Origin of the sequence: Mesorhizobium montanum, from assembly GCF_033977145.1 — a bacterium.
Taxonomy (GTDB): domain Bacteria; phylum Pseudomonadota; class Alphaproteobacteria; order Rhizobiales; family Rhizobiaceae; genus Mesorhizobium; species Mesorhizobium montanum.
The window spans coordinates 32,318-56,581 of the sequence record NZ_JAVIJF010000017.1 but is presented as its reverse complement, the minus strand read 5'-3'; the positions used below and the strand labels follow the sequence as shown (position 1 = coordinate 56,581).

Sequence of the window (24,264 nt, the reverse complement as noted above, 5' to 3'; positions counted from 1 at the left end):
AGTCTTTGTTTTGATGCATGTCGTTATCCCAAAACCGCTGCGCACTTTTGGGCGACATGCATGGGGGCCGGATGATTTCCGGCCGCCGGTGGGGCTCAGGTAGGTCTGATCGCACCGGCGGCCGCTTTATGAAGAACGAATATTCGTCAGCCGTTCGGATAGTAGCCGCCGTCGCCGCCGCTACCGATATAGGTTCCCTGGCCGGTGGCTCTCTGAAGCCGCTGATCCAGCCTGTTGATCTGGCCCAGCGCCGAACGGTCTCCGGAAGTCAGCGCGGTGCGTTGGATGGTATCCGCCTGCTGCATAAGGTCACGGGCCTGGTCCTGCGTGATCTTGCCGACCTGCCTAGCTTCACGGATACCCTGTTTTACGCCCTGCAACTGCTGCATCGCCGCTCTCGCTTCCGGGTTCGCCGGCACCGATCCCGTGGTCATGGTGTCGACCGGTGCCCTGTGGTGGCGGTGCACCGCATAGGCGCTCGAAAGCGGTATGGCCGCGAGGATCGAAGCGGCAACGATGGTTTTTGCTGTGAAAGAGCGCATGATGACTCTCCTTGCAATGAATGGAGAAGCGATGGAATCGCTTTTCCGGAACGGGCCGTCAGGTCGCGTCGTGTCGCGGTGTAATTCATCGCCGGCGGTTCTCGGCCCAAGGCGGGATATAGCGGTCATCCCGGCATTGAAATGGAGGTGGAACGCAAATGTTACCCAATGTGATCGGACGTTGGATCGAGGCCGCGCGCCGACCCGAGGGCGAGCCTTAAAGCCGGCCTTTTCCCTTTCTCGTTCGACCCGCCGGCACTGCAGCCCATTGAGTAGCCCCATCAACTGTCGAATTGATGCAGCAACAGGGCAGTGCCGCACACTTCAAATACAAGGATTTGGAAATGGCGCCGGTGCTCGCAATTGTAATGAAAGCCGAACCGGACTGAGACGGCGTATCGCGTTCTCTGATACGCGCTGGCCGAACACATGAAAAAGGCCGGATAAACCGGCCCATTTCACAAGCGCTTGATCCCTGGAGGGAACTGGAGCGGGTGAAGCGATTCGAACGCTCGACCCCAACCTTGGCAAGGTTGTGCTCTACCCCTGAGCTACACCCGCTCGCGCGGCCTTGGGCCGCAAGCCGGGCCTATATGGCCGAAGAGCGCGGCGATTGCAACAGGGAAATGACGGTCTTTTGGAGCCGGCTCCGCGTGTGACCAGCGTTTTCTCCGGTATCCGGATTAAGCTGTCCGGCCCAAGGCGGCCTTGCCCTGGAGGCATCGTTGGCCGTAAACGGCATCAGCCCTGTTGGACGACGTGAGGACCGATGCCGAAGACCGAAGCCGAGCTCAACGCCTTTTTCGCCGATCTCGGCATTGCCGTCTCGACGGTGCGCCACGCGCCGCTGTTCACGGTGGCCGATTCCCAGGCCCTGCGCGGCGAAATTCATGGCGGCCACACCAAGAACCTGTTCCTCAAGGACAAGAAGGACAATTATTTCCTCGTCACCGTCGGCGAGGAGGCCGTGGTCGACCTGAAGCAGATCCACCACCTGATCGGCGCCGCCAGCCGGGTGTCCTTCGGCAAGCCCGAGATGCTGATGGAACTGCTCGGCGTCATCCCCGGGGCGGTCACCGTTTTCGGCCTGATCAACGACACGGGAGGAAAGGTCAAGGCGGTGCTCGACCAGGAGTTGATGAGCCACGACGTCATCAACGGCCATCCGCTGACCAATGAGGCGACGACCTCGATCGCCGCCCCCGATCTGATCAGATTCGTCGAGGCAACCGGCCACGATCCTGTTATCTTGAAAGTCTCGGCTTGATCGCCACATGGAAGGCGAAACCGAATCCGACAACGACGCGCCGGGCGCCGACGCCCGAGGGCGCGACCGAAAGGGCGATACGATGAGCGACAACAATCCGTATAGCGGCGCGTTTGGCGGCAATGGCGGCCAGTACGCCCAGACGGTGCAATATGGCGGCGGCGACCGCGCCAAGGTTTCGCTTGGCGACGCGCCCGCGGCCGCCGACCTGATCAAGGACACCACGACCGCCAGCTTTGCCGCCGACGTCATCCAGGAATCGCGCCGCCAGCCGGTGCTGGTCGACTTCTGGGCGCCATGGTGCGGGCCGTGCAAGCAGCTGACGCCGCAGCTCGAAAAGGCGGTGCAGGCCGCCGGCGGCACAGTCAAGCTGGTCAAGATGAACATCGACGACCATCCCTCGATCGCCGGCCAGCTCGGCATCCAGTCGATTCCCGCGGTCATCGCCTTCAAGGACGGCCAGCCGGTCGACGGCTTCATGGGCGCTGTTCCCGAAAGCCAGATCGCCCAGTTCATCCAGAAGGTCGGCGGCAAGGGTGGCGGCGCGCCACAGATCGCGGATGCGCTTGCCGCGGCGGCCGAGGCGCGCACGTCCGGCGACGTCCAGACCGCGGCCGACATCTACGACGCGATCCTGGAGCAGGCGCCGGAGACGATCGAGGCGGTCGCGGGCCTCGGCGAGATCCTGTTCGATGCCGGGGACGCCGAAGGCGCCGAGGCTGTTCTGGCCCGGGCGCCCGAGGACAAGAAGGACGCGCCGGCGCTGGCCGCGCTGCGCGCCAAGATGGCGCTTGCGGCGGAAGCGGCGGGGCTGGGCAATCCGGCCGAGTTCGAGCGCCGGCTCGCCGCCAATCCGGCCGACCATCAGGCGCGCTTCGATCTGGCGATGATCCAGAATGCGCGCGGCGAGCGGAATGCTGCCGCCGACAATCTGCTGGCCATCGTCAAGGCCGACCGGACCTGGAACGACGACGGCGCCAAGGCGCAGCTGTTGAAGCTGTTCGAGGCCTGGGGAATGACCGACGAGGCGACGCTTGACGCGCGGCGCAAGCTTTCGTCGCTGCTGTTCTCGTAGAGCGGTTCAGCGTTTCACACAATCGCCGAACCGCTCTGAGTTTTGTTTTTGCGCAGTTCCGGACGGAAGGCTACGGCGAAGTCGCCGAACCTGACCGCTAAGCACTTTTCCTGGAATTGCTCTGAATTTTTTTGCCGGCTGTCGTGGCCGGCGGGCTTGAGCAGCGGGGCTCCAGCGCCAGATAAGGGCAAGCTGGCGGTCCGCTGCCCGCTCAAGAGGAGTTTGCCGGTGCGAGAGGAGATTGCAGGTTGATGCGCTTGCCGGCGTTGCTTTGGGAGGGTTGCGGTGCGGGTCGGTAACGCACTCTATCGGCTTGCCAAGGATTTGCCCCCGGCGATCCCGGTGTTCCCGCTTGCCGGATCACTGCTCCTGCCGGGCGGCCGCATGCCGCTCAACATCTTCGAGCCGCGCTACCTGCAGATGATCGACCAGGCGATGGCCGGCTCGCGGCTGATCGGCATGATCCAGCCCAGCCTCGACGGCGCATTGCGGGACGATGGCGAGCCGGAGCTGTGCAATGTCGGCTGCGCCGGGCGCATCATCTCGCTCGCCGAAACGGGCGACGGCCGTTACCTGATCTCGCTGCAGGGCGTGTGCCGGTTTCGCATAGGGCAGGAACTCACGGCAAAGGCGCCGTTCCGGCAGTGCAGGATCGCGCCGTTTCTCGCCGACCTCGAGGAAGACCCGGCCGGCGCCGAGGTCGACCGGCCGGCGCTGCTCAAGGCTTTTCGCGCCTATCTGCAGGCCAACGACCTCGAGGCGGACTGGGAGAGCGTCAGCCGCGCCGAAAACGGCATGCTGGTCAACGCGCTGTCGATGATGGCGCCCTACGGACCGGCCGAGAAGCAGGCGCTGCTGGAAGCGCCGGACCTGAAGACGCGCGCCGAGACGCTGATCGCGATTACTGAAATGACGCTGGCGCGCGAGGACGACGCGTTTGGGTCAAGTCTGCAATAGGACGACCGGAGTAAGGGAGACTGACATGGCGGACGGACGCGATGGGCGCAAAGCCGCCGTTGATCCGAAGCTTCTGGAGCTGCTTGCCTGCCCGCTGACCAAGGGGCCGCTGACCTGGGACCCCGAGCGCGGCGAGCTGGTCTCGCGCGTGGCCAAGCTCGCCTATCCGGTGCGCGACGGCATCCCGATCATGCTGCCGTCGGAGGCGCGCACGATTTCGGCCGAGGATGTCTTGCCGGCACCGCCGCCGCGGCTCAGCGGACCTTCGTGAATCGACAAGTTATCGGTATGAATGAAGTCGTCTGTTGGCGATCCTTCACGCCCCCCTCTGTCCAGCCGGACATCTTCAGTCGCTGCGACATTGCTGCAATGTTGGAGATTGGCGAAAGCCGCCGTGACGTCTGATCTCCCCCTTGTGGGGGAGATGGCCGGTAGGCCAGAGGGGGGCGCTGTCCCGCCGACATCAAGGTTTCGGCAGGGTGGCGGCACCCGCAGTCGTTCTACTGAAAATTCCGTCCCCTCGGCATGACTTGCTGTGCGGTTTCCGACAGCGCGGTGCTGTCCTGGCGGGCCGGCAGGCCACCATTTGGTGGCCCTGGCCAATCCGAAGGCTCAGCGGGACGATGCTCGATGACGGGTGCTTCATGCAGCAGCACGCTCAGCCAGGAGGTCAGGTCCTCGATCCTGTCGGCGACGATGTGGATGACGTCCGATTCATGCTGCAATTTCCCGGTGACGCGGATGAAGCGCGCGCCCATGACGATGGAGCGGAAGCGGTCGAAGACGCGCGGCCAGATGATGACGTTGGCGATCGACTTCTCATCCTCCAGCGTAAGGAAGATCGCATTGCCCTTGCCCGGCCGCTGACGCACCAGCACCAGCCCGGCGACGGAGACGCGGAGGCCGTCGCGCACCGACGGCAGGCGGGCATTGGGGGTGATGCCGGCACGGGTGAGCCGTTCACGCAGGAAGGCGACGGGATGCTCCTTCAGCGACAGGCCGAGCGAACGGTAGTCGTGAACGACATGCTCGCCGAGCGGCATCTTCGGCAGCTTCGTTTCCGGCTCCAGCTCGCGCAGACCACCCAGTGACGGCTGGTCGAACAGCGGCAGTTTCTCGGCGGCGCTTTTGCCGTCGAGCGCGCGCACTTCCCAGAGCGCGGCGCGGCGGTCGAGGCCGATCGAGCGGAAAGCGTCGGCCTGCGCCAGCTTTTCGATCTCGCCGACATCGAGGCCCGAACGCAGCCAGACATCCCTGACCGACCGATAACCATCGCCGCGCCGGGCGACGACGGCATCCATGCGCTCTTCGGACAGACCCTTGATCTGGCGGAAGCCGAGCCGCACGGCATGAGCCGTCTCGATGACGCCGCGCATCGAGGCGTGGCGTTCGAGGATGCGGGACGGATCGAAGGCGGTTCCTTCCAGCGTGCAGTCCCAGATGGAATGGTTGATGTCGACCTCACGCACCTCGACACCGTGGTCGCGCGCGTCGCGCACGAGCTGAGCCGGCTGGTAGAAACCCATCGGCTGCGCGTTGAGGATCGCGGCGCAAAACACGTCGGGATAGAAGGTCTTGAACCAGCAGGAGGCATAGACCAGCAACGCGAAGGACGCGGCATGGCTTTCGGGAAAGCCATATTCGCCAAAGCCTTCGATCTGCTTGAAGCAGCGCTCGGCGAACTCTCTCGGATAGCCCTTCTTGACCATCCCCTCGACCATTCGCGTTTCATAATTGCCGATCGTGCCGGTGCGTTTGAAGGTCGCCATGGCCCGGCGCAACTCGTCGGCTTCACCAGGCTTGAAGCCGCCGGCGACGATGGCGATCTTCATCGCCTGCTCCTGGAACAAAGGCACGCCGAGCGTCTTGCCGAGAATCTCTTCCAACTCAGGCTTGGGGTATTCGGCCTTTTCCTTACCTTGCCGTCGACGCAGATAGGGATGCACCATGTCGCCCTGGATCGGGCCGGGCCTCACGATCGCCACCTCGATGACGAGATCGTAGAAGGTGCGTGGCTTGAGGCGCGGCAGCATCGACATCTGGGCGCGCGACTCGATCTGGAAGACGCCGAGCGTGTCGGCCCGGCAGATCATGTCGTAGACGCGCGTATCGGCTTCACGGATCGTCGCCAGCGTTAGCGGCCGGCCATAATCGTCCCTCGCGCGATAGTGGGTCTCGAGCAGATCGAAAGCGCGCTTCAGGCAGGTCAGCATGCCGAGCGCCAGCACGTCCACCTTGAGGATCTTCACCGCGTCGAGGTCGTCCTTGTCCCACTCGACCATCTTGCGCTCCTCCATCGCCGTCTTGACGATGGGCACGACCTCGTCGAGCCGGTCGCGGGTGATGACGAAGCCGCCGACATGCTGGGAAAGATGGCGGGGGAAGCCCATGATCTCGTTGGCGCGCTCAAGCACCTGCCGCGACAGCGGATCGGTGCGGTCGAGGCCGCCGGCATTGGCTTCCCTTTCGCCGAGTTCCGAGGTCGACCAGCCCCAGATGGTGCTCGACAGCGCGCTGCGGACATCCTCCGACAGGCCCATGGCCTTGGCCACCTCGCGCAAGGCGGAGCGGCCGCGATAGCTGATGACGGCGGCGGCCAGAGCGGTGCGCTTGGCGCTGTATTTCTCATAGATATAGGCGATGACCTCGTCGCGCCGCTCATGCTCGAAGTCGACGTCGATGTCGGGCGGCTCGTTGCGTTCCTCCGAAATGAAACGTTCGAACAAGGTGTCGATGCGCTCGGGGCCGACCTCGGTGATGCCGATGCAGAAGCAGATGATCGAATTGGCGGCCGAACCGCGGCCCTGGCAAAGGATGCCTTGGCTGCGGGCGAATTTGACGATGTCATGGACGGTCAGGAAATAGCGGGCATAGTTCAGGCGCTCGATCAGAACGAGCTCGCTGTCGATCCGCTGCGTGACATGGTCGGGGACGCCGGCCGGATAGCGCACGGCCGCGCCTTCGCGCGCCAGGCGTTCCAGCTCGGCCTGCGGCCCAAGGCCGGATACGGTCGGCTCGTCGGGATAATTGTATTCGAGGTCGCTGAGCGCGAAGGTGAGTTCGCCGGCAAAGCGCAGCGTCTCGGCCAGCGCCTCGGGATGCCGGCGGAAAAGCCGCGCCATCTCCAGCGGCGGTTTCAAATGGCGCTCGGCATTGGCCGTCAGCTCCAGCCCGACCTCGGAAACCGGCGTGTTGAGGCGGATTGCGGTCAGCACGTCCTGCAGCGGCCGGCGCTCGGCGGCATGATAGAGCACGTCGTTGGTCGCCATCAGCGGGACGCGGGCATGCTCGGCCATCGCCGCCGCCTGCTCGATGCGGAAGCGATCGTTGCCGCCATAATCCGGCGCCACGGCCAGCCGGAGTGCCGGGCCGAAGCGGTCTTTAAGCCGGCTAATAAGCGACAGGCTGTCTTCAGCGCCACCGGACAGATCGGGCAGCACCGCCAGCGACATCAGATCGCCCCATTCGAGCAGGTCGCTCCATTCGAGCAGCGTCGCGCCTTTTTCGTTCTCGTCGCGCAGGTTGGCCTGCGTCAGCATGCGGCAGAGATGCCCCCAGCCCTGGCGGTCGCGCGGGTAGGCGAGAATGTCCGGCGTGCCGTCGCCAAAAACCAGGCGGCAGCCGGGATGGTAGGCCATCTTTTCGACCTTGGCCTGTTGCCAGGCGCGCACGACGCCGGCGACCGTGTTCCTGTCGGCAAGGCCGATCGAGGCAAAGCCGTAGAATTTCGCCGTGACCACCAGCTCCTCGGGCTTCGAGGCGCCGCGCAGGAAGGAGAAGTTCGACCGGATGCCGAACTCGGCATAGGGGATGGCGGTCAGCGCGTTCATGCGAACACCCCGTGCATGAACCAGCGCGGCGGCGCGGCCTGCGAGGCGCTGCTGTAGAGGCCCTGGCGGTAGAGCCAGTAGCGGCGCCCCACGCTGTCCTCGATACGGTAATAGTCGCGGGTCGGCGCCTCTTCCGCGCCGGGCAGCTGGCGCCACCATTCGGCGGCGATGCGTTCCGGCCCTTCGGCGCGGGCGACGCGGTAAAGCGCGCGCCGCCAGCGGAAATTCATCGGCGGCCCCTCGGGGATTTCGGTCGCCGGCACCTCGATCGGCTCGGGTGAGCGGAACAGCCGCACCGGCCGCTCCGGCGGATAGATGGTCATCGGCGGAGCGGTCCGGTCGGATTGTTTCGACGGCGCGCGCCTTTGCGGCACTTCGGCGAAAGGCACAGTTTTGACGGCCCGTTCCGGCAGATGGCTTTCGACCACCACTGGCTTCAGCACGGCGGCCTCGCCGAGGCGGGCGCGGACGCGGTCGGCGAACAAAGCGATATCGGCGTCATCATCGTCCGTCTCGCCGGTGAGGTCGCCCTGAGCCAAGTCGAAGGCGGCGACCGACAGCACGGACAGCCGCACGAGGTCGAAGCCGAAGCCGGCATCGATGTTCTGCTCCAACGCGGTGAGCCGCTCATGGAACAGTTTTTGGATCAGCCGCGGCTCGCGCATCGGGCGCGAGGTGCCGACCGCGATGCGGCTGATGGCGCCGTCGACGCGGAAGAGAAGCAGCGCCAGCGTCCTTGCGCCCTCGCCGCGGCGTTCGAGGTCGGTCTTCAAGGCGACGGCAAGCCGGCTCACCAGCCGCTCGATATCGTCGGTGAGCATGACCGGCTCGGCAAGGTGACGCTCGACCGAGAGCGGCGCGACGGGAAGGCGCGGCGACACGGCCTCGTCGAGGCGGCCGAGCGCCTGATCGAGGCGCAAAAGCAAAATGGCGCCGAAGCGGCGGGCGAGCGGCGCGCGCGGTGCCGCCATCACCGCGCCGGCGGTGCGCAGGCCGACGCTCTCCAGGCTGGCGCGGGTCTCCGGGGCGATGCGCAGCGCCGACAATGGAAGCGGTGCCAGAAGCGCCTCCTCCTCGCCGCCGGCAACGATACGGTCGCCATGGAAGCGTGCCGCCGCCCAGGCGGCGCCCGGCGTCGAGGCGAGGCCGGCACGGACATCGAAACCCTGCTGGAAGAAGCGGGCGAGGATCTCGTCCTGCATGGCGCGCTCGCCGCCGAACAGATGCGTGCAGCCGGTGACGTCGAGGAACAGCCCGTCCTCGGCGTCGATCGCCACCAGCGGCGTGTAACGGTCGCACCAGTCGGCGAGGCCTTCGAGCAGGCGGCGGTCGGCTTCCGCGTCGGCCTCGACCACATCGATCGAAGGATGCATGGCGCGCGCGTCGGCAATGCCCATGCCGCGCTTCAGCCTGAGCGCCTCAGCCCGCTCGTCGAGGGCTGCGATGCGCTGGGTGTTGTTGTCGCGATGGCTGATCACCAGTGGCAGGTGAGCCGACGGACGGGAACGCCAGGACCGCCCCAGACGCTGGCGCAGGATCCGCTCGGCGGCCAGATGCGGGAACCACAGCGACAGAATTCTCTGTTTTTTCTGCAAAAGCGTGCTCATCGGGATTCCACTCCAGTGTGAATTGTCCGGGCAGGGCCGTGCGGCTCTTGCCGATATCGACTTTGAAGGCGGGGCGGCCGATCGAGCCGGCGAGCGGCCCGGCGACCGTTTCGCGGCTCGCCGCGGGCGCGGCCGAAACGATGAGGCGCACGGGCGCTGCGGTGGGGTCGGCCGCGCCGGCCTGGCGCAGCAAAAGCACCGGACGGCCGGCATTCTGGGCACGGGCATGCAGCCGGCGCGTGGCGGTGAGGTCGAGCCGCTGCGGACTGCCGCGGACCTCGAGGATGACCGCGGCGAAGGCCGTCATGCGGGCGGCTTCCTCGGCGATCCACAGCGCGTCGAGCAGCTTCGGCGCCTCGGAAAACAGCAATTGCTCCGGCTCGATGCCGAACAGGGCATGAAGACCCCTGGCATAAGGAAGGCCGGCTTCGTGAAAAATTTCCGCGGTGCCGACCCAAAGGATCGGCAGGCCTTGGCTTTCCTTGAGGATCAGGCTCGTAAGCGACAGCGCGAAGCCGGCGACAGCCCCGGCATCGCGGGTCTCCAGGCCATGGATCTCGCTGAGCGCCGCCCTGGGCAGGCCGCCGCCAAGGGCGGTGTCGAGGCGCTCGATGCCGGTGTGCAGGAAGGCGTCCGCCGAAGCCACGGCGAGGCCGCGCCGGACAAGCGTCATATCCGAACCGGCAGCATTGGTAAGCGCGCCGGGCGCCGGGGCTTCCAGGCGCTCGGGCAGCGTTCCTTCAATCTTCGCGATCTGGCGGCGCAGGGCAAAAACAGTGTCCCGCGCCACGGCGCTCATCGCCATGACGTTCACTTCCGGCAGCAATTGTTCCTGTTATGTTCCTATAGATTCCAGAGGCGCCCGAAAGAGTCAAGCGGAGTCACAAGGAATTTATTCCTTCGTCTTTTATCGTGAAAGCGCACACCAGCCGGCTCATTTGCCTCAATCGGCGCGAAAGCCTATATGCCGGGATCAAAGGAAACCCCATGGCCCGTATCTACAAGACACGCACCTGGCACGACCAGCTCTCGCCGTCGATCGACGAGCTGGAGCTTCTGGCGCTGGAGACCTACGCCCATCTGCCGGAAGAGTTTCGCAAGCTCACCGGCGAGATCATCATCCAGATCGCCGATTTTCCGACCGACGAGATCATGGACGACCTGTCGCTGGAGACCCCGTTCGACCTGCTCGGCCTGTTCGAGGGGCGCGGCATCGCCGAGCGTTGGAATCCGCAGACCGGCGAAGGCCCGAACCGCATCACGCTCTACCGCCGCGCCATACTCGACTATTGGGCCGAGAACGAAGAAACGATGAGCGACATCGTCACCCATGTGCTGATCCACGAGATCGGCCATCATTTCGGCCTGTCGGACGACGACATGGAGCGGATCGAGGAAGCCGCCGAGCAGGTGGCGCCGGGTTGAGCGTCACATCGCTCTAGGCGGACGCCCCGTTCCTTCACGCCCCTCTACCCTGCCTGTCCTTCGCACCAGCTGCAGCTACGGAAGGTGGACCGGGCATCTCCCCCCACAAGAGCAGGGCAATCGCATATGAGTCTTGCGAAGAAGGACCCCCACCCTAACCCTCCCCACAAGGGGGAGGGAACGCTGCCGCGCGCCTTTATTATGCGATTGCCCTGCCCTTTGCGGAGGAGATCCGCTGTATCTACCAGTCGCTGAGCTTTGTATCCGGCATGTATTCCTGGCCCTCGACGTCCTTCACCATGGCCTGGCCGCAGCGCATCGATTTCGCCTCCTGATCAAAGCCATAGGTCGGCGAGCCGAACAGGTGCCAGCCTTTGTTCAGCGCCGCCGTCACCTTGTGGCAGAAGGTGGCGTCGTCCGGGCCGGTGAGGAAGCGGTAGAGTTTCATTGAGCCTATCCTGTCGTGACTGGGCGGAAAGCCGCTCACGGTCCTGAAAAATCGTTTCTATCCCGCCTTGCGCATCATGCGCGAACAACGGCGGCCTTCGCCAGAAGTTTCTCCGCCTCGGCCAGATGCAGCCGCTCGACCATCCGGCCGTCCATCGCAATCACGCCCTTGCCGGCATTTTCGGGCCGCGCGAACGCATCCCTGATGGCGCGGGCCGTGGCCAGCCTCTCGGGCGACGGCGAAAAGGCGCGGTTCGCCGGCTCGATCTGGTTGGGGTGGATCAGCGACTTGCCGTCAAAGCCCATGGCGGCGGCCTCGGCGCACTCCCGTGCCAGGGCATCGAGATCGCGAAAATCATTGGCGACACCGTCGATGACGTCGAGGCCGCCGGCGCGGGCGGCGAGCACCAGCTGCATCAGCCAGGGCATCAGATAGCGCCGGTCGGGCGTTGCCAGAACACCGGTGCTCTTCACCAGGTCATTCGTTCCGGCGACGAAACAAGCCAGGCGCGAAGCCGGATCGCGGCCGAGCTCGGCAATAGCGCCGATGTTGAGCAGCGCCTTGGGCGTCTCGACCATTGCCCATAGTTTCACGCTGTCCGGCGCGAAATTGTCGTCGAGCAGGTCGCCCGCCTCGAGGATATCGCGCGGCGTGCCGATCTTGGGCAGAAGAATACCGTCGGGCCCGGCCCTGGCTACCGCCAGAAGATCGTCGGCGCCCCATTCGCTGGCTAAAGGATTGATGCGCACCACCATCTCGCAGCGCCGTTCGGGACCGGCGAGGATGCCGGCAATCTTGTCGCGCGCCGCTGCCTTGTCGGCGGGCAGGACGCCGTCTTCGAGGTCGATGACGACGGCGTCGCAGGCAAGCGAGGCGATCTTGGCGAGCGCCTTGTCGTTCGAGGCGGGCACGTAGAGCACCGAGCGGCGCGGGCGATAGGTCTCAACGGTCATGGCCGATCTATGCCGGGTGATGGCGGGCGAGGCAAGTAACGCCCGCTGACCTTTAAGGTTGGCGCTGCCCCTCATTGCCCTGCCGGGCATTTCTCCCCGTATAGTGACGGGGAGAAAGGGCTGGCGGCGACCTCGGCTCTCATCCTGCAATGCTGGCGATTGGCGAAACCGCCGGCGACGGCGCCCCTCTCCCCGTCACTATACGGGGAAAGGATGCCGGCAGGCAGGTGAGGGGCGGCGCCGGCGTTCGGAAATGACCTCGGAGCGCATGACCCTGGAAGAGCAACCTGCACGAAAACTGCAAATCATTGCGGAAAACCTCCTCCAATCCGCCGCGCGCTTTCCGCGCCGGCCGGCGAAAGAGGCGGCATGCGAACAGATCACAAACCCCGCTGGTCTCTGCCACGTCGGCTATGCAACGACGGCTGGTGGCTGGTCGAGCCGCCAGGGCCGTGCCGTGAGGCAGACGTCCTGCCTTTCGCCCCAAGATCGCGCCACATGGTCGGGACGAACACTCCGAGGAAGGCTCGGCGATGACGCTCTTTGTCAACTTCGCCGTGCGCTCGGCACAGGCCCGAGCGGTTCGTCGCTTCATCTCCTTGTCCTGATGCAGCGCCTCCTGATGCAGCGCCGGGCGGAAAACCATTTCGCACTTTTCCTGGAATTGCTCTAATCCTGCCGTCACCGAACCTCACGCGCCGGGCCGCTGATTCCATGCCGCACAACATCCTCGTCGCCGACGACGACCCGCATATCCGCGAGATCATCTGCTTCGCGCTGGAAAAGGCCGGCATGAAGACGCTTGGCGTGGCCGATGGCGCGGCCGCGCTGCAGGCGGTCGAGCGCCGCGCGCCCGACCTCATCGTGCTCGACATCGGCATGCCGGAAATGGACGGGCTGGAGGTCTGCCGCCGGCTCCGGCAGCGCTCCGACGTGCCGGTGCTGTTCCTGTCGGCGCGCGACGAGGAAATCGACCGCGTGCTGGGCCTTGAAATGGGGGGCGACGACTATGTGACAAAGCCGTTCAGCCCGCGCGAGCTGGTCGCCCGCGTCAACGTCATCCTGCGCCGCGCGCGTCCGGCAGCCGCGGAGGAAGAAGCCGACGACCGGCAGTTCGCGCATGGCAAGCTTATGCTCGCCCCGGCAAGCCATGCGGCGAGCTTCGACGGCAAGCCGCTCACCCTGACGGCGATCGAGTTCGCGATCCTCAAAGGTTTTCTGGCCCGCCCGCAGCATGTGCTCGGCCGCGACGCGGTGATGGCCAATGCCTATGCCTCGAACATCCATGTCTCGGAACGCACGGTCGACAGCCATATCCGCAACGTGCGAGCCAAGCTGGCGGCGATCGGCTGCGCCGACGCGATCGCGACGGTGCATGGCGTCGGCTTCCGGCTCGGCCGATGCGGTGGTTGAGCAAGGAAAGGTGGCGGCCGCGGCTCGCCACCGTCGTCTTCGCCATCCTGATCGTGGTGATGGCGCTGCCGCTGGTCGGGCTGTTCTTCTTCCGGCTCTATGAGAACCAGCTGATCCGCCAGACCGAGGGCGAGCTCATCGCGCAAGGGGCGGTCGTCGCGGCCGTCTATGCCCAGGAGCTGCGCGCCGCCGGCATTCCCCCGGAAAAGCTGGGTTCGCCGATCTCGGTCGATCCCGCGAGGGACAATAATTATCCCTATGAGCCGATCGAGCCACGCCTCGATCTCGCTTCGGATGACGTCATGCCGATGCGGCCGGCGGCGGTTCCGGCCACCGCCGATCCCGCCTTCGCGGCCATCGGCGCGCGGCTCGACGGCATTCTGGACGAGACGCAGAAAACGACCCTTGCCGGCTTCCGCCTGCTCGATCCGCGTGGCGTGGTGATTGCCGGTGGCGACGAGATGGGCCTTTCGCTTGGCCAGGTCGAGGAGGTGCGGACCGCGCTTTCGGGCGTCTATGCCAGCGAGCTCCGGTTAAGGATCCCCGACCAGCCGCCGCCACCGCTTTATTCGGTGAGCCGCGGCACCAGGGTGCGCGTCTTCGTCGCCATGCCGGTCGAGGTCGCCGGCCGGATCGCCGGCGTCGTCTATCTGTCGCGAACGCCCAACAACATCGTCAAGCATCTCTATGGCGAGCGCGGCAAGGTGACGTTGGCGGCGATCGCGATTCTCGGCGGTACGCTGTTGATCGCGCTGGTGTTCATCCGCACCGTCAGCCGGCCGATCTATGCGCTGATCGACCGCACCAAACGCATCGCCGCCGGCGACCGCGACGCGATCAGGCCGCTCGACCATCACGGCACGCGCGAGATGGCGGCGCTGTCGGCGGCCTTTCTCGACATGGCGACCAAGTTGCAGGCGCGCTCCGACAGCATCCAGACCTTCGCCACCCATGTCTCGCATGAACTGAAATCGCCACTGACGGCGATCCAGGGCGCGGCGGAGTTGCTTCGGGATTCCGGCGGGGCGATGGACGAGACCGAGCGGCGACGCTTCTCCAACAACATCGTCACCGATGCCGGGCGGCTCAATCTCCTGGTGCGCCGGCTGCTCGACCTGGCACGCGCCGAAAACCTGGCGCCCAGCGGCGAAAACACGACGCTTGGCGCTGCATTGGCGCTTCTGCCGATCGACACCAGGCTTGAGGCGCGTATCGACGCCGGCGGCGATATCGGCCTCGGCATTTCGGCCGAGAACCTGGCGATCGTGCTCGCCAACCTGATCGACAATTCGGCAAGGCACGGCGCTCGACAGGTGGCGATCGATGCTTCGACTGCTGGCGGGCGCGTACTGGTCCATGTCGGCGACGACGGCGACGGCATCTCAACCGCAAATCGAACCAAAATCTTCGAGCCGTTCTTCACCACGCGGCGCGAGACCGGCGGCACCGGCATGGGGCTCGGCATCGTGCTGGCCCTCCTGAAAGCGCATGATGGCACGATCGGGCTGGTTGACTCCGAACGCGGCACGCGCTTCGAGATCGACTTGCCGGTTGCGTGAAGGCGCGGCGGCCTGGAGCGGTTCAGCCACGGAAGAGTTGAACCGCTCTAAGTATTTGTTTCTACGCAATTCCGGACGGAAGGCGACGGCGCCGAGCCCAACCGTTACACACTTTTCCTGGAATTGCTCTGATCGGAGAAAAAATGCGCTACGACATCGTCATCATCGGAGGAGCCATCCTCGGGTCCTCCGTCGCCTATTATTTGCGCGAGGAAGGTTTTACGGGTTCCATCGCGCTGATCGAACGCGATCCGCAATTTTCCCACGCGGCGACGACCTTGTCGTGCGCCTCGATCCGCCAGCAATTCTCGATCCCTGAAAACATCCGTCTGTCGCAGTTCACGCTGAAACTGTTCCGGCGGCTGAAGGAGACCTTTGGCGCCGACGCCGATATCGGCTTTCGCGAGGGCGGCTATCTGATCCTTGCCGGCGAGGCCGGTCTGCCGATCCTCAAGGCCAATCACGAGACGCAGGTCGCCGAGGGCGCTGACATCGTGCTGGAGGACGCCGACCAACTCACCAAGCGCTTCCCGTGGCTGTCGGCCGAAGGCATTTCCGCCGGCGCCTTTGGCCGCAGCGGCGAGGGCTGGTTCGACGCGCATGCCATGCTGACGCTGTTCCGCAAGGCGCTGCGCGACAAGAACATCGATTTCATCACGGCGTCGGTCTCCGGCATCGCGCGCGACGGTGGCCGTGTCACCAGCGTCTCGCTCGACAATGGCGAGACGCTTGCTACCGGCATCGTCGTCAACGCCGCCGGGCCGAACGCCGGCAAGGTCGCGGCTTTTGCCGGCCTGGCGCTGCCGGTCGAGCCGCGCAAGCGCAACGTCTTCGTCTTCGAGGCGCGCGAAAAATATGCCGACATGCCGCTGCTGGTCGATCCTTCCGGCATCTATGTACGGCCGGAGGGCTCGGTCTATATCACCGGCGGCGCCGAGCCGGAGGGCGGCGATCATGCACCCGATCCAAATGATTTCGAGGTCGAGTGGCCGCTGTTCGAAGAGGTGATCTGGCCGATTTTAGCCACCCGCATCCCGGCCTTCGAGGCGATCAAGCCGACCCGCGCCTGGGTCGGGCATTACGACTACAACACGCTCGACCAGAACGCGGTGATCGGGCCGCATCCGGAGGTGGAAAACTTCCTCTTCGCCAACGGCTTTTCCGGCCACGGCCTGCAGCAGGCGCCCGCGGTCGGCAAGTCGCTCGCCGAGCTCATCGTGCATGGCGGCTACCGGACGATCGACTGCACGGCGTTCGGGTACGAGCGCGTGGCGGAGGGTAGGGCGTTCAGGGAATTGAACGTCATTTGAGCGGAAAGCCCGGCCCGGCCGGCAATATCCGGTTCTGTCGACGAATGTCGTTGCCTCATGCCGGCTTTGTCATGTAACTGTCGGCCCTGTTGGGCGCGTGGGGCAAACAGTGTCTGGAAAGGCTGTCGAATTTTTTCGGCGCACAAGGGGAGTCCAACTGCTGTTGGGACTCCGCCACGAGATCCTGTACCGCCAGTTCCTGGGAAGCGCCGCGTCAAAAGGCCATGCATTCGCCCGCGGTCTAAGCGAGAAACCCGAGCGGAATTATTGCTTCACAATCGCATTCAATATCCCTTGGATCATAGACGTGCTCACCAAGGCTTGGCAGATATTCCCAACCGGGACCAAGCTTGTGGTGATCGACAATTCGTCGAAGCAAGATGCGCAAGCTTCGATCGAAGCGGTCTGCGCGCGGCGCGGGGTCGCGTATTTCCGGCTGCCCAGAAATTTCGAAACGAATCCTTCCAGATCACACGGCATCTCCCAGACCTGGGTCTTCCACAACATCGTCAAGCACCTCAAACCCGACATGTTCGGGTTCATCGATCACGATTGCTTCCCGGTCAGACCGATCGATATCGCGCAACGCGTCGGACGCAAGATCGGTTATGGGTTGTCGCTGCATGCCCAGTCCAGCTATCTATACCAGACTGTCGAAGACGAGCCCGGCTGGTATTACTGGGCCGGCCTCTGCTTCTACAATTTCCCTACTGTCGAGTATGCGAAGCTTGACTTCAGAAATCGGCTCGATATTGGAATGGATACTGGCGGCGGCAACTGGCCGGCATTGTATTCGAAGCACCCTGCAGCCGACTTCGAGATGGCCCACTCAAAATCCGTCGCGGTGAACGTCGAGGGGAAAATCGCCGACTTTGACATGCTCGACGAAGCCCTTTTTCATGTCGGCGGCGCCTCCTACCGCTCGCTCGCGACAAATCCGGACTATCGTCGCCAGCTGTCGGACCACATATGGAAAACCTACCTCGGCGGGATCGAGGATCGCCTGGTTTCCTGCTGAGTCCAGACCGGGTTACCCGCGCCGAAATAGCGTTGCAACCAGCCGAGCACGCGTGCCCAGCCGTCGGCATGTTCGGCCGCGGCTTCGGCAAGGCCGCCGAAACCGCCATGGCAGATGGTAAATCTTGTGCCGCCGGCGACTGATTCCAGGAGATAGGCGACGGTCGTCTCACGCCGGCCGAGCGTCGGGTGGTCCCAGTCGTATCTTCGCGTGTGCACGATCCGGCGCGGCGCCTCTATTTCGAGGAAGATCCCGCTCGCAGGCAGGCTGCGGCCATCCGTCGTTCTCACAAGGACATTCCAGCGGCCGCCGGCGCGAAGATCGGCCGCCCAATCGGTCATAAGGTAAGTGTCGGACGAGCCCCACCAGCGTTCGACTTCATTTGTGACCAGTGCGGCGAAGACCTGCTCTGGACGGGCAGGGACCTCGGCAAGGGCCATAGCAGTCTCGCCATTCGCCATGGCATGCGGCCAGGAATGCCGGAGCATCATCGCGACCTCCTCCAGATTGTTTCGACTCCGAAACGACCATCAACCCTTCGACGGCGGGCGCTCGAAACCCTTGCCGGTCTCGAGCAGGCTCTTGAGGCTCGCCAGCACCAGTGGCCAACCCTTGGAGACGTTGGGGATCAGCTTGTGCGGGCCGTCCGCTTCGTGAGTGACGGCGAGTTTCGTCAACTCGCCGTCCTGCTCGATGGCGAAGGTGCAGCGTGTGTAGCCGTCCTCCTTCACCTCGGGCATCCATTCATTGCGCCATTTGATGACAAGGCGCTTGGGTGGGTCGATTTCCAGGATCTCGCCCGAGTCCGCGACACGGCCATCAGGAAAAATCAGCTTCCAGCTGGAGCCGACCTTCCAGTCGCTCTCCTGATGCGAGCAGAGGAAGAACTGCCGGTTGAATTCCGGATCGGTCAGCGCTTGCCAGAGCTTCTCGGGCGTTGTGCGGATATAGGTGACATAGACGAAGCTGTTCTCGCTCACGGCTCTTCCCTTTCAAGACGTTGCTTCAGGTCGCTCAATGCAGTCAGCCGATGGCGCTCGAACTTGCCGATCCAGCGCTCGGCGATTTCGTTGATCGGAACGGGGTTGAGGTAGTGCTCCTTCTCCCGGCCGCGACGCATGGTGGTGACGAGGTTCGCCTCCTCGAGGATCGCCAGGTGCTTGGTCACCGCCTGCCGCGTCATATCCATGTGTTCGCACAGCGCGTTCAGCGTCTGCCCGTTCCGGGCATGGAGACTGTCCAGCAGCAGCCGGCGGGTCGGGTCGGCCAAGGCGCGAAAGACAGCATCCATGCTCATGGCCTAATATGCAACCATTTGGTTGCATGTCAAGCGGCGAGCCAGAAGAAATTGTCGCCTGCAGCCTATGAGCCGGCTGGGGAAGTCAGCGCTTGCGGGAGAACCAGAAGGCGTCGGTCATGCGCGCCATGCCGATGCGCTCGTAGAAGCCGACGGCAACGGGCACGGAGATCAGGCTGATGGCTACCGAAGGCCCGAGCTGACGCCGCGCTTCCTCCATCAGGCCCTTGCCGACGCCCAGCCCTTGCGCGGACGCCGCGACGGCGAGTTCGGAGATGTAGCAGACCCACGAGAAGTCGGTGATGCCGCGCGCGATGCCGATCAGCGGCTTGCCCTCGATATCGAGCCGCGCCGTCAGTACCAGATTGGCATTGCCGAGCATCGTCTTGAGCCGGGCTTCGTCATCGATGGGACGCGTCTCGCCAAGGCCGGATTCCACCAGCACGCGACGGAATTCGGCGACTTCGAGTGTGGGCTCGCTGGCGTAGAGAACCTTGGAGACCATGCCGCCAAGGTGCCAGATAGGCCGGCGTTTTGAAAGCGGGTGGTGTCGATGTTGTGGTCGATGGTCCAATCCGAACCGCCAACACGTGCCTTTCATTTGCCCGGCGCTTTGTGTAAACCGTGCCCCCAGCAATCAAGACGGGCAAGGACCATGGACAAATTCACCAAGCTCACCGGCGTCGCCGCGCCGATGCCGATCGTCAATGTCGACACCGACATGATCATCCCGAAGGATTATCTGAAGACGATCAAGCGCACCGGGCTTGGCAGCGGCCTGTTCGCAGAGATGCGCTACAACGAGGACGGTTCGGAGAATCCGGATTTCGTGCTCAACAAGCCGGCCTATCGCAAGGCGCAGATCCTGGTCGCCGGCGACAATTTCGGCTGCGGCTCGAGCCGCGAGCACGCGCCCTGGGCGCTGCTCGATTTCGGCATACGCTGCGTGATCTCGACCTCGTTCGCCGACATTTTCTACAACAACTGCTTCAAGAACGGCATCCTGCCGATCACCGTCAGCCCCGAAGATCTGGACAAGCTGATGGACGATGCCTCGCGCGGTTCGAACGCGACGCTGTCGATCGATCTCGAGGCCAAGGAAATCCGCGGGCCGGATGGCGGCGTGGTCGCGTTCGACCTCGACGACTTCAAGCGCCATTGCCTGCTCAACGGCCTCGACGATATCGGGCTGACCATGGAGAAGGCCGGCGCCATCGCGTCCTTCGAGAAGAAGAACGCCGAGCTGCGCCCCTGGGCCTGAGAGACTGAGCGGTACGGCTTCAAATCGACAGGCCCGCCCCTTGCCGGCTGTGCTCGCGGCTGAATGGAGGGACAGTCATGACACGCTCGCTTCTGGCCTGCGCCTCGGCGGCTATTCTTCTCGTCGCGGTCGGCGCCAATGCGCAGACCACCGCACCGGCCGCGCAGCCGGCGCCCGCTGCGTCCGACCAGCCGGCCGCCGATCAAGGCGCGACGGACCAGGGATCAGGCAACGACCAGGCCGCGTCGGACGATGATAAGCAGGCGCCGATACCGTTCGAGGGCGGGCAGCTCACCATTACGCAGCCGGAGCAGGACGGCGAGAAGGTGCTGTCCTATGACGGCAAGCAGCTGGCCAGCAACTACGACGTCTTTTTCGACAAGATCGTCAAGATCGGCGACGTCAACGTCGCGCTGGTCGATGTCGGTGACGGCGGCAATCAATGCGGCCCGGCCAAGGTCATCGTCTGGAAGCCGAAGGACGGCGAGATCCAGACCACCACGGTCGAGCAGGACGAATGTGGCGCGCCGCCGGCAGCCGTCTCCGACGGCGCCATCTATTTCGTGCCCTATCTGCTGCCGGGAGAGACGAGGCCGACGCTGCAATGGTCGCCCACGGAAGGGCTGACGACGTCCGGCAACCTGACCTACACACCGGAACCCGGCACCGACTGGAAGGATGTCGATCCGTCGAAATTCGATAACATCATCGACGCCTTCCACAACGAGGCCGTCTACAAGGCGGGCGAGGCGCTGCTCGGCAAGGACATGTCCGACATGACGACCAGCCTCCTGGTCGGCGGCGGCACCGAAAAGACGGCATCGGGCGCCTTCTACGCCACCGGCTGCGTGCCGCATGATTGCGGCGGCAATGACGGCTTCATGGCGGTCGATCCGGCCAAGCACAAGGTCTACTTCGCCCGCCGCGGCGACAATGGCGAGCCGCAAGCCTGGCCCCCGGTGAAGGATTGGCCGGCCGATATCAAGAAGGCATATGACGACGCGCAAGGGTCGGGGAATTAGCGCACGGCTTCGCGACCCGCGCGGCTTCGTCATCCACGGGCGGAGCGACGCGTAGCGGAGCGCAGACCCGAGGATCCATGCCGTGACCGTTGCCGTGGAGTGGGACAGCGCAGAATTCTGCGCCGCCGCAACGCCTCGGCGTAACGGCATGGATTCCAGGGTCTGCGCGCGTCGCTTCGCTCCTTGCTCCGCCCTGGAATGACGATGGGAGGGATGGCTGCGGCCAATCTCCGAGGCTTGCGTCTGCCGTCGTGACAATGGCCCGCTTCGCTTGGCCCACGACCGATGCCGCTTCGGCTGCTAGATGCAATGCCGACAAACCCAACGCGAGGCCCCCATGCGCAAGCTCATCTCCACCGGTTCGCCGTTCGAAAAGACCGCCGGCTATTCGCGCGCGGTGGTGCAGGGCGGCTGGTGCTTCGTCTCCGGCACGACCGGCTACGACTATGCCACCATGACCATGCCCGACATGGTCGAGGCGCAGACGCGCAACTGCCTCGCCACCATTGCCAAGGCATTGCGCGATAGCGGCTTCGACATGGCCGATGTGGTGCGGGCGCATTACTACATCACCGACCAGGCTTTTGTTGACGTGGTCTTCCCGATCCTCGGCGAGGCGTTCGGCGACATCCGCCCGGCGGCGACGATGATCGTGTGCCAGCTCAACAAGCCGGAAATGAAGATCGAGATCGAAGTGACGGCACTGCGGCGCACGGCTTGATGCCTGTCGCCCAAAGGGCGAAGCGGCTGAGACAACGGCAGGCATAGCCAAGGAGCGGCACCTGGTGAAAGTCCTGCGCATCGTCGCCAATACCGAAACGCGCGACATTGCGGCGGCAAAGCGCTTCTATCAGGATGTCCTCGGTCTCGATCTCCTCATGGATATGGGCTGGATCGCCACTTACGGCTCGCAACAGACAATGGCAGTCCAGATCAGCTTCATGGCGCAAGGCGGATCGGATACGCCGGTGCCGGACCTTTCGATCGAGGTCGACGATGTGGACGCGTCGCTCGACGCCATGAAGGCCGCCGGCTTCGCCATCGAATACGGTCCGGCCGACGAGCCCTGGGGCGTGCGGCGCTTCTATGTGCGCGACCCGTTCGGCAGGCTGGTCAATATTCTGTCGCATCGGTGAGAGCTTGTCATGCGCTTTGCGGAAGGGCAGCGCGGCGCTGTTCCAGCTTGGGTTCCTCGCCCCCACGAAGTGGGGGAGAGGTGGCTCGGCGTAGCCGAGACGGAGAGGGGGAGCGCCCTATGAGAGCCCCCTCTCCGACCGCTTCGCGGCCACCTCTCCCCCGCCTCTGGCGGGGGCGAGGAACCCAAGTTCTGCAAGGCCGGCAAGGGGTCAAGGGGCGGAGCGGAGTCTTCATCCCCTTGCGCCGCAAGCGTCTGGCGTTTAGCAAGGCGCCGGCCGCACAGCGCCGCGCGCCTCTTCGGCGCGCAAGGGACGCTGTGCAAATAGAAACTCATTCTTTCCGGACGGTTCTCCATGGCTTCGAAAAATCTCTTCCTGCTCGCCGGCGACGGCATCGGCCCCGAGGCCATGGCCGAGGTGAAGAAACTGATTGCGGCCATGAACGATAAGCTCGGCAGCGGCTTTACCGCCGAGGAGGGGCTGGTCGGCGGCTGCGCCTACGATGCGCATGGCGCGGCGATTTCCGATGCCGACATGGCAAAGGCGATGATGGCCGATGCGGTGCTGTTCGGCGCCGTCGGCGGGCCGAAATGGGACAAGGTGCCTTACGAGGTCCGCCCCGAGGCCGGCCTGCTGCGTCTTCGCAAGGACATGGAGCTGTTCGCCAATCTGCGTCCGGCGATCTGTTATCCGGCTTTGGCCGCGTCCTCGTCGCTCAAGCAGGACGTGGTCGAGGGCCTCGATATATTGATCGTGCGCGAGCTCACCGGCGGCGTCTATTTCGGCGAGCCGAAGCAGATCATCGATCTCGGCAACGGCCAGAAGCGCGGCATCGACACGCAGGTCTACGACACGTTTGAGATCGAGCGCATTTCAGGCGTCGCCTTCGAGCTGGCGCGGACGCGCAAGAACCACGTCACCTCGATGGAAAAGCGCAACGTCATGAAGTCGGGCGTGCTGTGGAACGAGGTGGTCAGCCAGACGCACCAGGCGCGCTACTCAGACGTCAAACTCGACCATATGCTGGCCGATGCCGGCGGCATGCAGCTGGTGCGCTGGCCGAAGCAGTTCGACGTCATCGTCACCGACAATCTGTTCGGCGACATGCTGTCCGATATCGCCGCCATGCTCACGGGCTCGATCGGCATGCTGCCGTCGGCCTCGCTCGGCGCGCCTGACGTCAAGACCAAGAAGCGCAAGGCGCTCTACGAGCCGGTGCACGGCTCGGCGCCCGACATCGCCGGCAAGGGCATCGCCAACCCGATCGCCATGATCGCCTCCTTCGCCATGTGCCTGCGCTATTCCTTCGGCATGGTGGCCGAAGCCGATAAGCTCGAAGCTGCAATCGCCGCCGTGCTCGACGACGGCCTGCGCACGAAGGACATCTTCTCGGCGGGTATGAAGGAAGTCGGCACCACCGAAATGGGCGACGCTATCATCGCGAAGTTTCTTGGCTGATCGTATGACCGTCGACGTTCGCTGGGCGAGGGTCGACGACGCCGAAGCGCTCGCCACGATGCTTTGCGAGATGGCGGCGCATTACCGGCAGGCGCCGCTCGATCACAGCCTCGCTGCGGCCACCGCGCGGCAATGGCTCGGCGATGAGAGCCCGGCCCATCCGCATTTCGCTTTGGCCTTCGTGGATGACGAGGTGGCCGGCCTCGCCTCGGTGGCAATTGCGCACCCAGGCATCGATCTCGAAAGGCTGATGTTTTTGAAGGATCTGTTCGTGCGCGACAGCGCCCGTGACAAGGGCGTCGGCCGCGCATTGGTCGGCTTTCTCGCCGATCATTGCCTTCGCAAGGGCATCGGTCGCATCGACTTCACCACTGAGGACTGGAACGAAGGGGCGCTGCGCTTCTACAGTCGGCTCGGCGCCGAGCGCCATGGCCAAAAGCTTTTTCTGCGGCTGCCGAAAGCGGCGCTGAACAAGATCGCCAGAACCTGACGTCGGCCGGTATCTGCGCCGGAGCCGGGGTGTAGCAAAGCAAGGCAAGCCAGCCGGTCAGCGCGACGCGCTCGAGCCGGCAGCACCAACGCCTTCGTCATTCTATGGCGGAGCAAGGAGCGAAGCGACGCAGCGCAGACCATAGAATCCATTCCGTGACCTATGAGCGTTGCAGCGATCCAGAACGGCCCTTGTA

Annotated in this window: 26 protein-coding genes and 1 tRNA gene; 16 read left to right on the top strand and 11 right to left on the bottom strand. The window is 64.5% G+C overall.

Translation table 11 applies throughout. The features are described from left to right. Positions 1–146: 146 nt before the first annotated feature. Both RFM68_RS22395 and RFM68_RS22390 read right to left on the bottom strand, forming a co-directional pair. Positions 147–542, bottom strand: coding sequence for a hypothetical protein (locus tag RFM68_RS22395; protein WP_320235192.1), 396 nt, complete (start codon positions 540–542; stop codon positions 147–149). 486 nt (positions 543–1,028) lie between these two features. Further along, positions 1,029–1,103: transfer RNA gene (locus tag RFM68_RS22390), tRNA-Gly, on the bottom strand. 208 nt (positions 1,104–1,311) lie between these two features. On the opposite strand from RFM68_RS22390, the gene RFM68_RS22385 reads away from it, so the two are divergent. From RFM68_RS22385 to RFM68_RS22370, 4 genes are all read left to right on the top strand, one after another. Further along, positions 1,312–1,809, top strand: coding sequence for a prolyl-tRNA synthetase associated domain-containing protein (locus tag RFM68_RS22385; protein WP_320235191.1), 498 nt, complete (start codon positions 1,312–1,314; stop codon positions 1,807–1,809). An 82-nt stretch (positions 1,810–1,891) separates the two neighbouring features. Continuing rightward, the gene (gene trxA / locus RFM68_RS22380) at positions 1,892–2,884 is read left to right on the top strand and encodes a thioredoxin (protein WP_320235315.1); all 993 of its coding nucleotides are present in this window, start codon (positions 1,892–1,894) and stop codon (positions 2,882–2,884) included. Between the two features lie 285 nt (positions 2,885–3,169). Next, positions 3,170–3,841, top strand: a complete 672-nt coding sequence (locus RFM68_RS22375; protein WP_320235190.1) for an LON peptidase substrate-binding domain-containing protein — start codon at positions 3,170–3,172, stop codon at positions 3,839–3,841. A gap of 25 nt (positions 3,842–3,866) precedes the next feature. After that, entirely contained in the window at positions 3,867–4,112 is a 246-nt protein-coding gene (locus RFM68_RS22370; protein ID WP_320235189.1) for a Trm112 family protein, read from the top strand. 229 nt (positions 4,113–4,341) lie between these two features. On the opposite strand, the gene RFM68_RS22365 is transcribed toward RFM68_RS22370, so the two are convergent. Genes RFM68_RS22365 through RFM68_RS22355 form a run of 3 tightly spaced genes read right to left on the bottom strand, consistent with a single transcriptional unit; the run spans position 4,342 to position 10,083 of the window. Further along, positions 4,342–7,671 carry an error-prone DNA polymerase gene (locus RFM68_RS22365; protein ID WP_320235188.1) on the bottom strand — a complete coding sequence of 1,110 codons (3,330 nt, stop codon included), beginning with the start codon at positions 7,669–7,671 and terminating at the stop codon, positions 4,342–4,344. After that, entirely contained in the window at positions 7,668–9,149 is a 1,482-nt protein-coding gene (locus tag RFM68_RS22360) for a DUF6504 family protein (RefSeq protein WP_320235314.1), read from the bottom strand. The genes RFM68_RS22365 and RFM68_RS22360 overlap by 4 nt, the downstream gene beginning before the upstream one ends. Continuing rightward, entirely contained in the window at positions 9,091–10,083 is a 993-nt protein-coding gene (locus RFM68_RS22355) for an ImuA family protein (RefSeq protein ID WP_320235187.1), read from the bottom strand. Before RFM68_RS22355 ends, RFM68_RS22360 begins: the two co-directional genes overlap by 59 nt. Positions 10,084–10,265: 182 nt before the next feature. On the opposite strand from RFM68_RS22355, the gene RFM68_RS22350 reads away from it, so the two are divergent. Continuing rightward, positions 10,266–10,703, top strand: a complete 438-nt coding sequence (locus RFM68_RS22350) for a metallopeptidase family protein (RefSeq protein WP_320235186.1) — start codon at positions 10,266–10,268, stop codon at positions 10,701–10,703. Between the two features lie 241 nt (positions 10,704–10,944). On the opposite strand, the gene RFM68_RS22345 is transcribed toward RFM68_RS22350, so the two are convergent. Together RFM68_RS22345 and RFM68_RS22340 are read right to left on the bottom strand one after the other, a co-directional pair. Beyond that, a complete protein-coding gene (locus RFM68_RS22345; RefSeq protein ID WP_320235185.1) occupies positions 10,945–11,151 on the bottom strand; it encodes a DUF1737 domain-containing protein in 207 nt (68 codons plus the stop codon). Between the two features lie 74 nt (positions 11,152–11,225). Then, positions 11,226–12,104 (bottom strand): HpcH/HpaI aldolase/citrate lyase family protein, encoded by an 879-nt coding sequence (locus tag RFM68_RS22340; RefSeq protein ID WP_320235184.1) that lies wholly within the window; start codon positions 12,102–12,104, stop codon positions 11,226–11,228. 253 nt (positions 12,105–12,357) lie between these two features. Between RFM68_RS22340 and RFM68_RS22335 the strand changes: the two genes are divergently transcribed. The 5 genes from RFM68_RS22335 (at position 12,358) to RFM68_RS22315 (ending at position 17,404) form a co-directional block, all read left to right on the top strand. After that, positions 12,358–12,777: a hypothetical protein gene (locus RFM68_RS22335; protein ID WP_320235183.1), complete on the top strand. Its 420-nt coding sequence runs from the start codon at positions 12,358–12,360 to the stop codon at positions 12,775–12,777. Between the two features lie 41 nt (positions 12,778–12,818). Beyond that, on the top strand, positions 12,819–13,517 hold the full coding sequence (locus RFM68_RS22330) for a response regulator transcription factor (RefSeq protein WP_320235182.1): 699 nt from the start codon (positions 12,819–12,821) through the stop codon (positions 13,515–13,517). A 59-nt stretch (positions 13,518–13,576) separates the two neighbouring features. Continuing rightward, positions 13,577–15,076: an ATP-binding protein gene (locus RFM68_RS22325; RefSeq protein ID WP_430694909.1), complete on the top strand. Its 1,500-nt coding sequence runs from the start codon at positions 13,577–13,579 to the stop codon at positions 15,074–15,076. Positions 15,077–15,219: 143 nt separating this feature from the next. Further along, a complete protein-coding gene (locus RFM68_RS22320) occupies positions 15,220–16,386 on the top strand; it encodes an NAD(P)/FAD-dependent oxidoreductase (RefSeq protein WP_320235180.1) in 1,167 nt (388 codons plus the stop codon). Positions 16,387–16,693: 307 nt separating this feature from the next. Then, a complete protein-coding gene (locus RFM68_RS22315) occupies positions 16,694–17,404 on the top strand; it encodes a hypothetical protein (RefSeq protein WP_320235179.1) in 711 nt (236 codons plus the stop codon). On the opposite strand, the gene RFM68_RS22310 is transcribed toward RFM68_RS22315, so the two are convergent. The 4 genes from RFM68_RS22310 to RFM68_RS22295 form a co-directional block, all read right to left on the bottom strand. Continuing rightward, complete coding sequence (locus RFM68_RS22310; RefSeq protein WP_320235178.1) at positions 17,365–17,895, bottom strand: SRPBCC family protein; 531 nt, start codon at positions 17,893–17,895, stop codon at positions 17,365–17,367. The two genes, RFM68_RS22315 and RFM68_RS22310, sit on opposite strands and share 40 nt — an antisense overlap. 39 nt (positions 17,896–17,934) lie before the next feature. Beyond that, positions 17,935–18,384: an SRPBCC family protein gene (locus RFM68_RS22305; protein ID WP_320235177.1), complete on the bottom strand. Its 450-nt coding sequence runs from the start codon at positions 18,382–18,384 to the stop codon at positions 17,935–17,937. After that, positions 18,381–18,695, bottom strand: a complete 315-nt coding sequence (locus tag RFM68_RS22300) for an ArsR/SmtB family transcription factor (protein ID WP_320235176.1) — start codon at positions 18,693–18,695, stop codon at positions 18,381–18,383. Before RFM68_RS22300 ends, RFM68_RS22305 begins: the two co-directional genes overlap by 4 nt. Positions 18,696–18,786: 91 nt before the next feature. Beyond that, positions 18,787–19,206 (bottom strand): GNAT family N-acetyltransferase, encoded by a 420-nt coding sequence (locus RFM68_RS22295; RefSeq protein ID WP_320235175.1) that lies wholly within the window; start codon positions 19,204–19,206, stop codon positions 18,787–18,789. A gap of 150 nt (positions 19,207–19,356) precedes the next feature. Between RFM68_RS22295 and leuD the strand changes: the two genes are divergently transcribed. From leuD to RFM68_RS22265, 6 genes are all read left to right on the top strand, one after another. Further along, entirely contained in the window at positions 19,357–19,962 is a 606-nt protein-coding gene (gene leuD, locus RFM68_RS22290) for a 3-isopropylmalate dehydratase small subunit (RefSeq protein ID WP_320235174.1), read from the top strand. 77 nt (positions 19,963–20,039) lie between these two features. Next, entirely contained in the window at positions 20,040–20,984 is a 945-nt protein-coding gene (locus RFM68_RS22285; protein ID WP_320235173.1) for an Ivy family c-type lysozyme inhibitor, read from the top strand. A 337-nt stretch (positions 20,985–21,321) separates the two neighbouring features. Then, positions 21,322–21,705, top strand: a complete 384-nt coding sequence (locus tag RFM68_RS22280; protein WP_320235172.1) for a RidA family protein — start codon at positions 21,322–21,324, stop codon at positions 21,703–21,705. Between the two features lie 64 nt (positions 21,706–21,769). Continuing rightward, on the top strand, positions 21,770–22,120 hold the full coding sequence (locus RFM68_RS22275) for a VOC family protein (protein ID WP_320235171.1): 351 nt from the start codon (positions 21,770–21,772) through the stop codon (positions 22,118–22,120). Between the two features lie 354 nt (positions 22,121–22,474). Continuing rightward, the gene (leuB, locus tag RFM68_RS22270) at positions 22,475–23,578 is read left to right on the top strand and encodes a 3-isopropylmalate dehydrogenase (protein WP_320235170.1); all 1,104 of its coding nucleotides are present in this window, start codon (positions 22,475–22,477) and stop codon (positions 23,576–23,578) included. 4 nt (positions 23,579–23,582) lie between these two features. Beyond that, on the top strand, positions 23,583–24,068 hold the full coding sequence (locus RFM68_RS22265) for a GNAT family N-acetyltransferase (protein ID WP_320235169.1): 486 nt from the start codon (positions 23,583–23,585) through the stop codon (positions 24,066–24,068). Positions 24,069–24,264 lie beyond the last annotated feature (196 nt).

What these genes read in the sequence shown, in the direction of transcription:
- RFM68_RS22395 (WP_320235192.1), bottom strand. Translation starts at nt 542, where the DNA reads ATGCGCTCTTTCACAGCAAAAACCATCGTTGCCGCTTCGATCCTCGCG.
- RFM68_RS22285 (WP_320235173.1), top strand. Translation starts at nt 20,040, where the DNA reads ATGACACGCTCGCTTCTGGCCTGCGCCTCGGCGGCTATTCTTCTCGTC.
- leuB (WP_320235170.1), top strand. Translation starts at nt 22,475, where the DNA reads ATGGCTTCGAAAAATCTCTTCCTGCTCGCCGGCGACGGCATCGGCCCC.
- RFM68_RS22330 (WP_320235182.1), top strand. Translation starts at nt 12,819, where the DNA reads ATGCCGCACAACATCCTCGTCGCCGACGACGACCCGCATATCCGCGAG.
- RFM68_RS22335 (WP_320235183.1), top strand. Translation starts at nt 12,358, where the DNA reads ATGACCTCGGAGCGCATGACCCTGGAAGAGCAACCTGCACGAAAACTG.
- leuD (WP_320235174.1), top strand. Translation starts at nt 19,357, where the DNA reads ATGGACAAATTCACCAAGCTCACCGGCGTCGCCGCGCCGATGCCGATC.
- RFM68_RS22350 (WP_320235186.1), top strand. Translation starts at nt 10,266, where the DNA reads ATGGCCCGTATCTACAAGACACGCACCTGGCACGACCAGCTCTCGCCG.
- RFM68_RS22325 (WP_430694909.1), top strand. Translation starts at nt 13,577, where the DNA reads ATGGCGCTGCCGCTGGTCGGGCTGTTCTTCTTCCGGCTCTATGAGAAC.
- RFM68_RS22345 (WP_320235185.1), bottom strand. Translation starts at nt 11,151, where the DNA reads ATGAAACTCTACCGCTTCCTCACCGGCCCGGACGACGCCACCTTCTGC.
- RFM68_RS22370 (WP_320235189.1), top strand. Translation starts at nt 3,867, where the DNA reads ATGGCGGACGGACGCGATGGGCGCAAAGCCGCCGTTGATCCGAAGCTT.
- RFM68_RS22280 (WP_320235172.1), top strand. Translation starts at nt 21,322, where the DNA reads ATGCGCAAGCTCATCTCCACCGGTTCGCCGTTCGAAAAGACCGCCGGC.
- RFM68_RS22355 (WP_320235187.1), bottom strand. Translation starts at nt 10,083, where the DNA reads ATGGCGATGAGCGCCGTGGCGCGGGACACTGTTTTTGCCCTGCGCCGC.
- trxA (WP_320235315.1), top strand. Translation starts at nt 1,892, where the DNA reads ATGAGCGACAACAATCCGTATAGCGGCGCGTTTGGCGGCAATGGCGGC.
- RFM68_RS22320 (WP_320235180.1), top strand. Translation starts at nt 15,220, where the DNA reads ATGCGCTACGACATCGTCATCATCGGAGGAGCCATCCTCGGGTCCTCC.
- RFM68_RS22300 (WP_320235176.1), bottom strand. Translation starts at nt 18,695, where the DNA reads ATGGATGCTGTCTTTCGCGCCTTGGCCGACCCGACCCGCCGGCTGCTG.
- RFM68_RS22295 (WP_320235175.1), bottom strand. Translation starts at nt 19,206, where the DNA reads ATGGTCTCCAAGGTTCTCTACGCCAGCGAGCCCACACTCGAAGTCGCC.
- RFM68_RS22310 (WP_320235178.1), bottom strand. Translation starts at nt 17,895, where the DNA reads ATGATGCTCCGGCATTCCTGGCCGCATGCCATGGCGAATGGCGAGACT.
- RFM68_RS22340 (WP_320235184.1), bottom strand. Translation starts at nt 12,104, where the DNA reads ATGACCGTTGAGACCTATCGCCCGCGCCGCTCGGTGCTCTACGTGCCC.
- RFM68_RS22365 (WP_320235188.1), bottom strand. Translation starts at nt 7,671, where the DNA reads ATGAACGCGCTGACCGCCATCCCCTATGCCGAGTTCGGCATCCGGTCG.
- RFM68_RS22265 (WP_320235169.1), top strand. Translation starts at nt 23,583, where the DNA reads ATGACCGTCGACGTTCGCTGGGCGAGGGTCGACGACGCCGAAGCGCTC.
- RFM68_RS22385 (WP_320235191.1), top strand. Translation starts at nt 1,312, where the DNA reads ATGCCGAAGACCGAAGCCGAGCTCAACGCCTTTTTCGCCGATCTCGGC.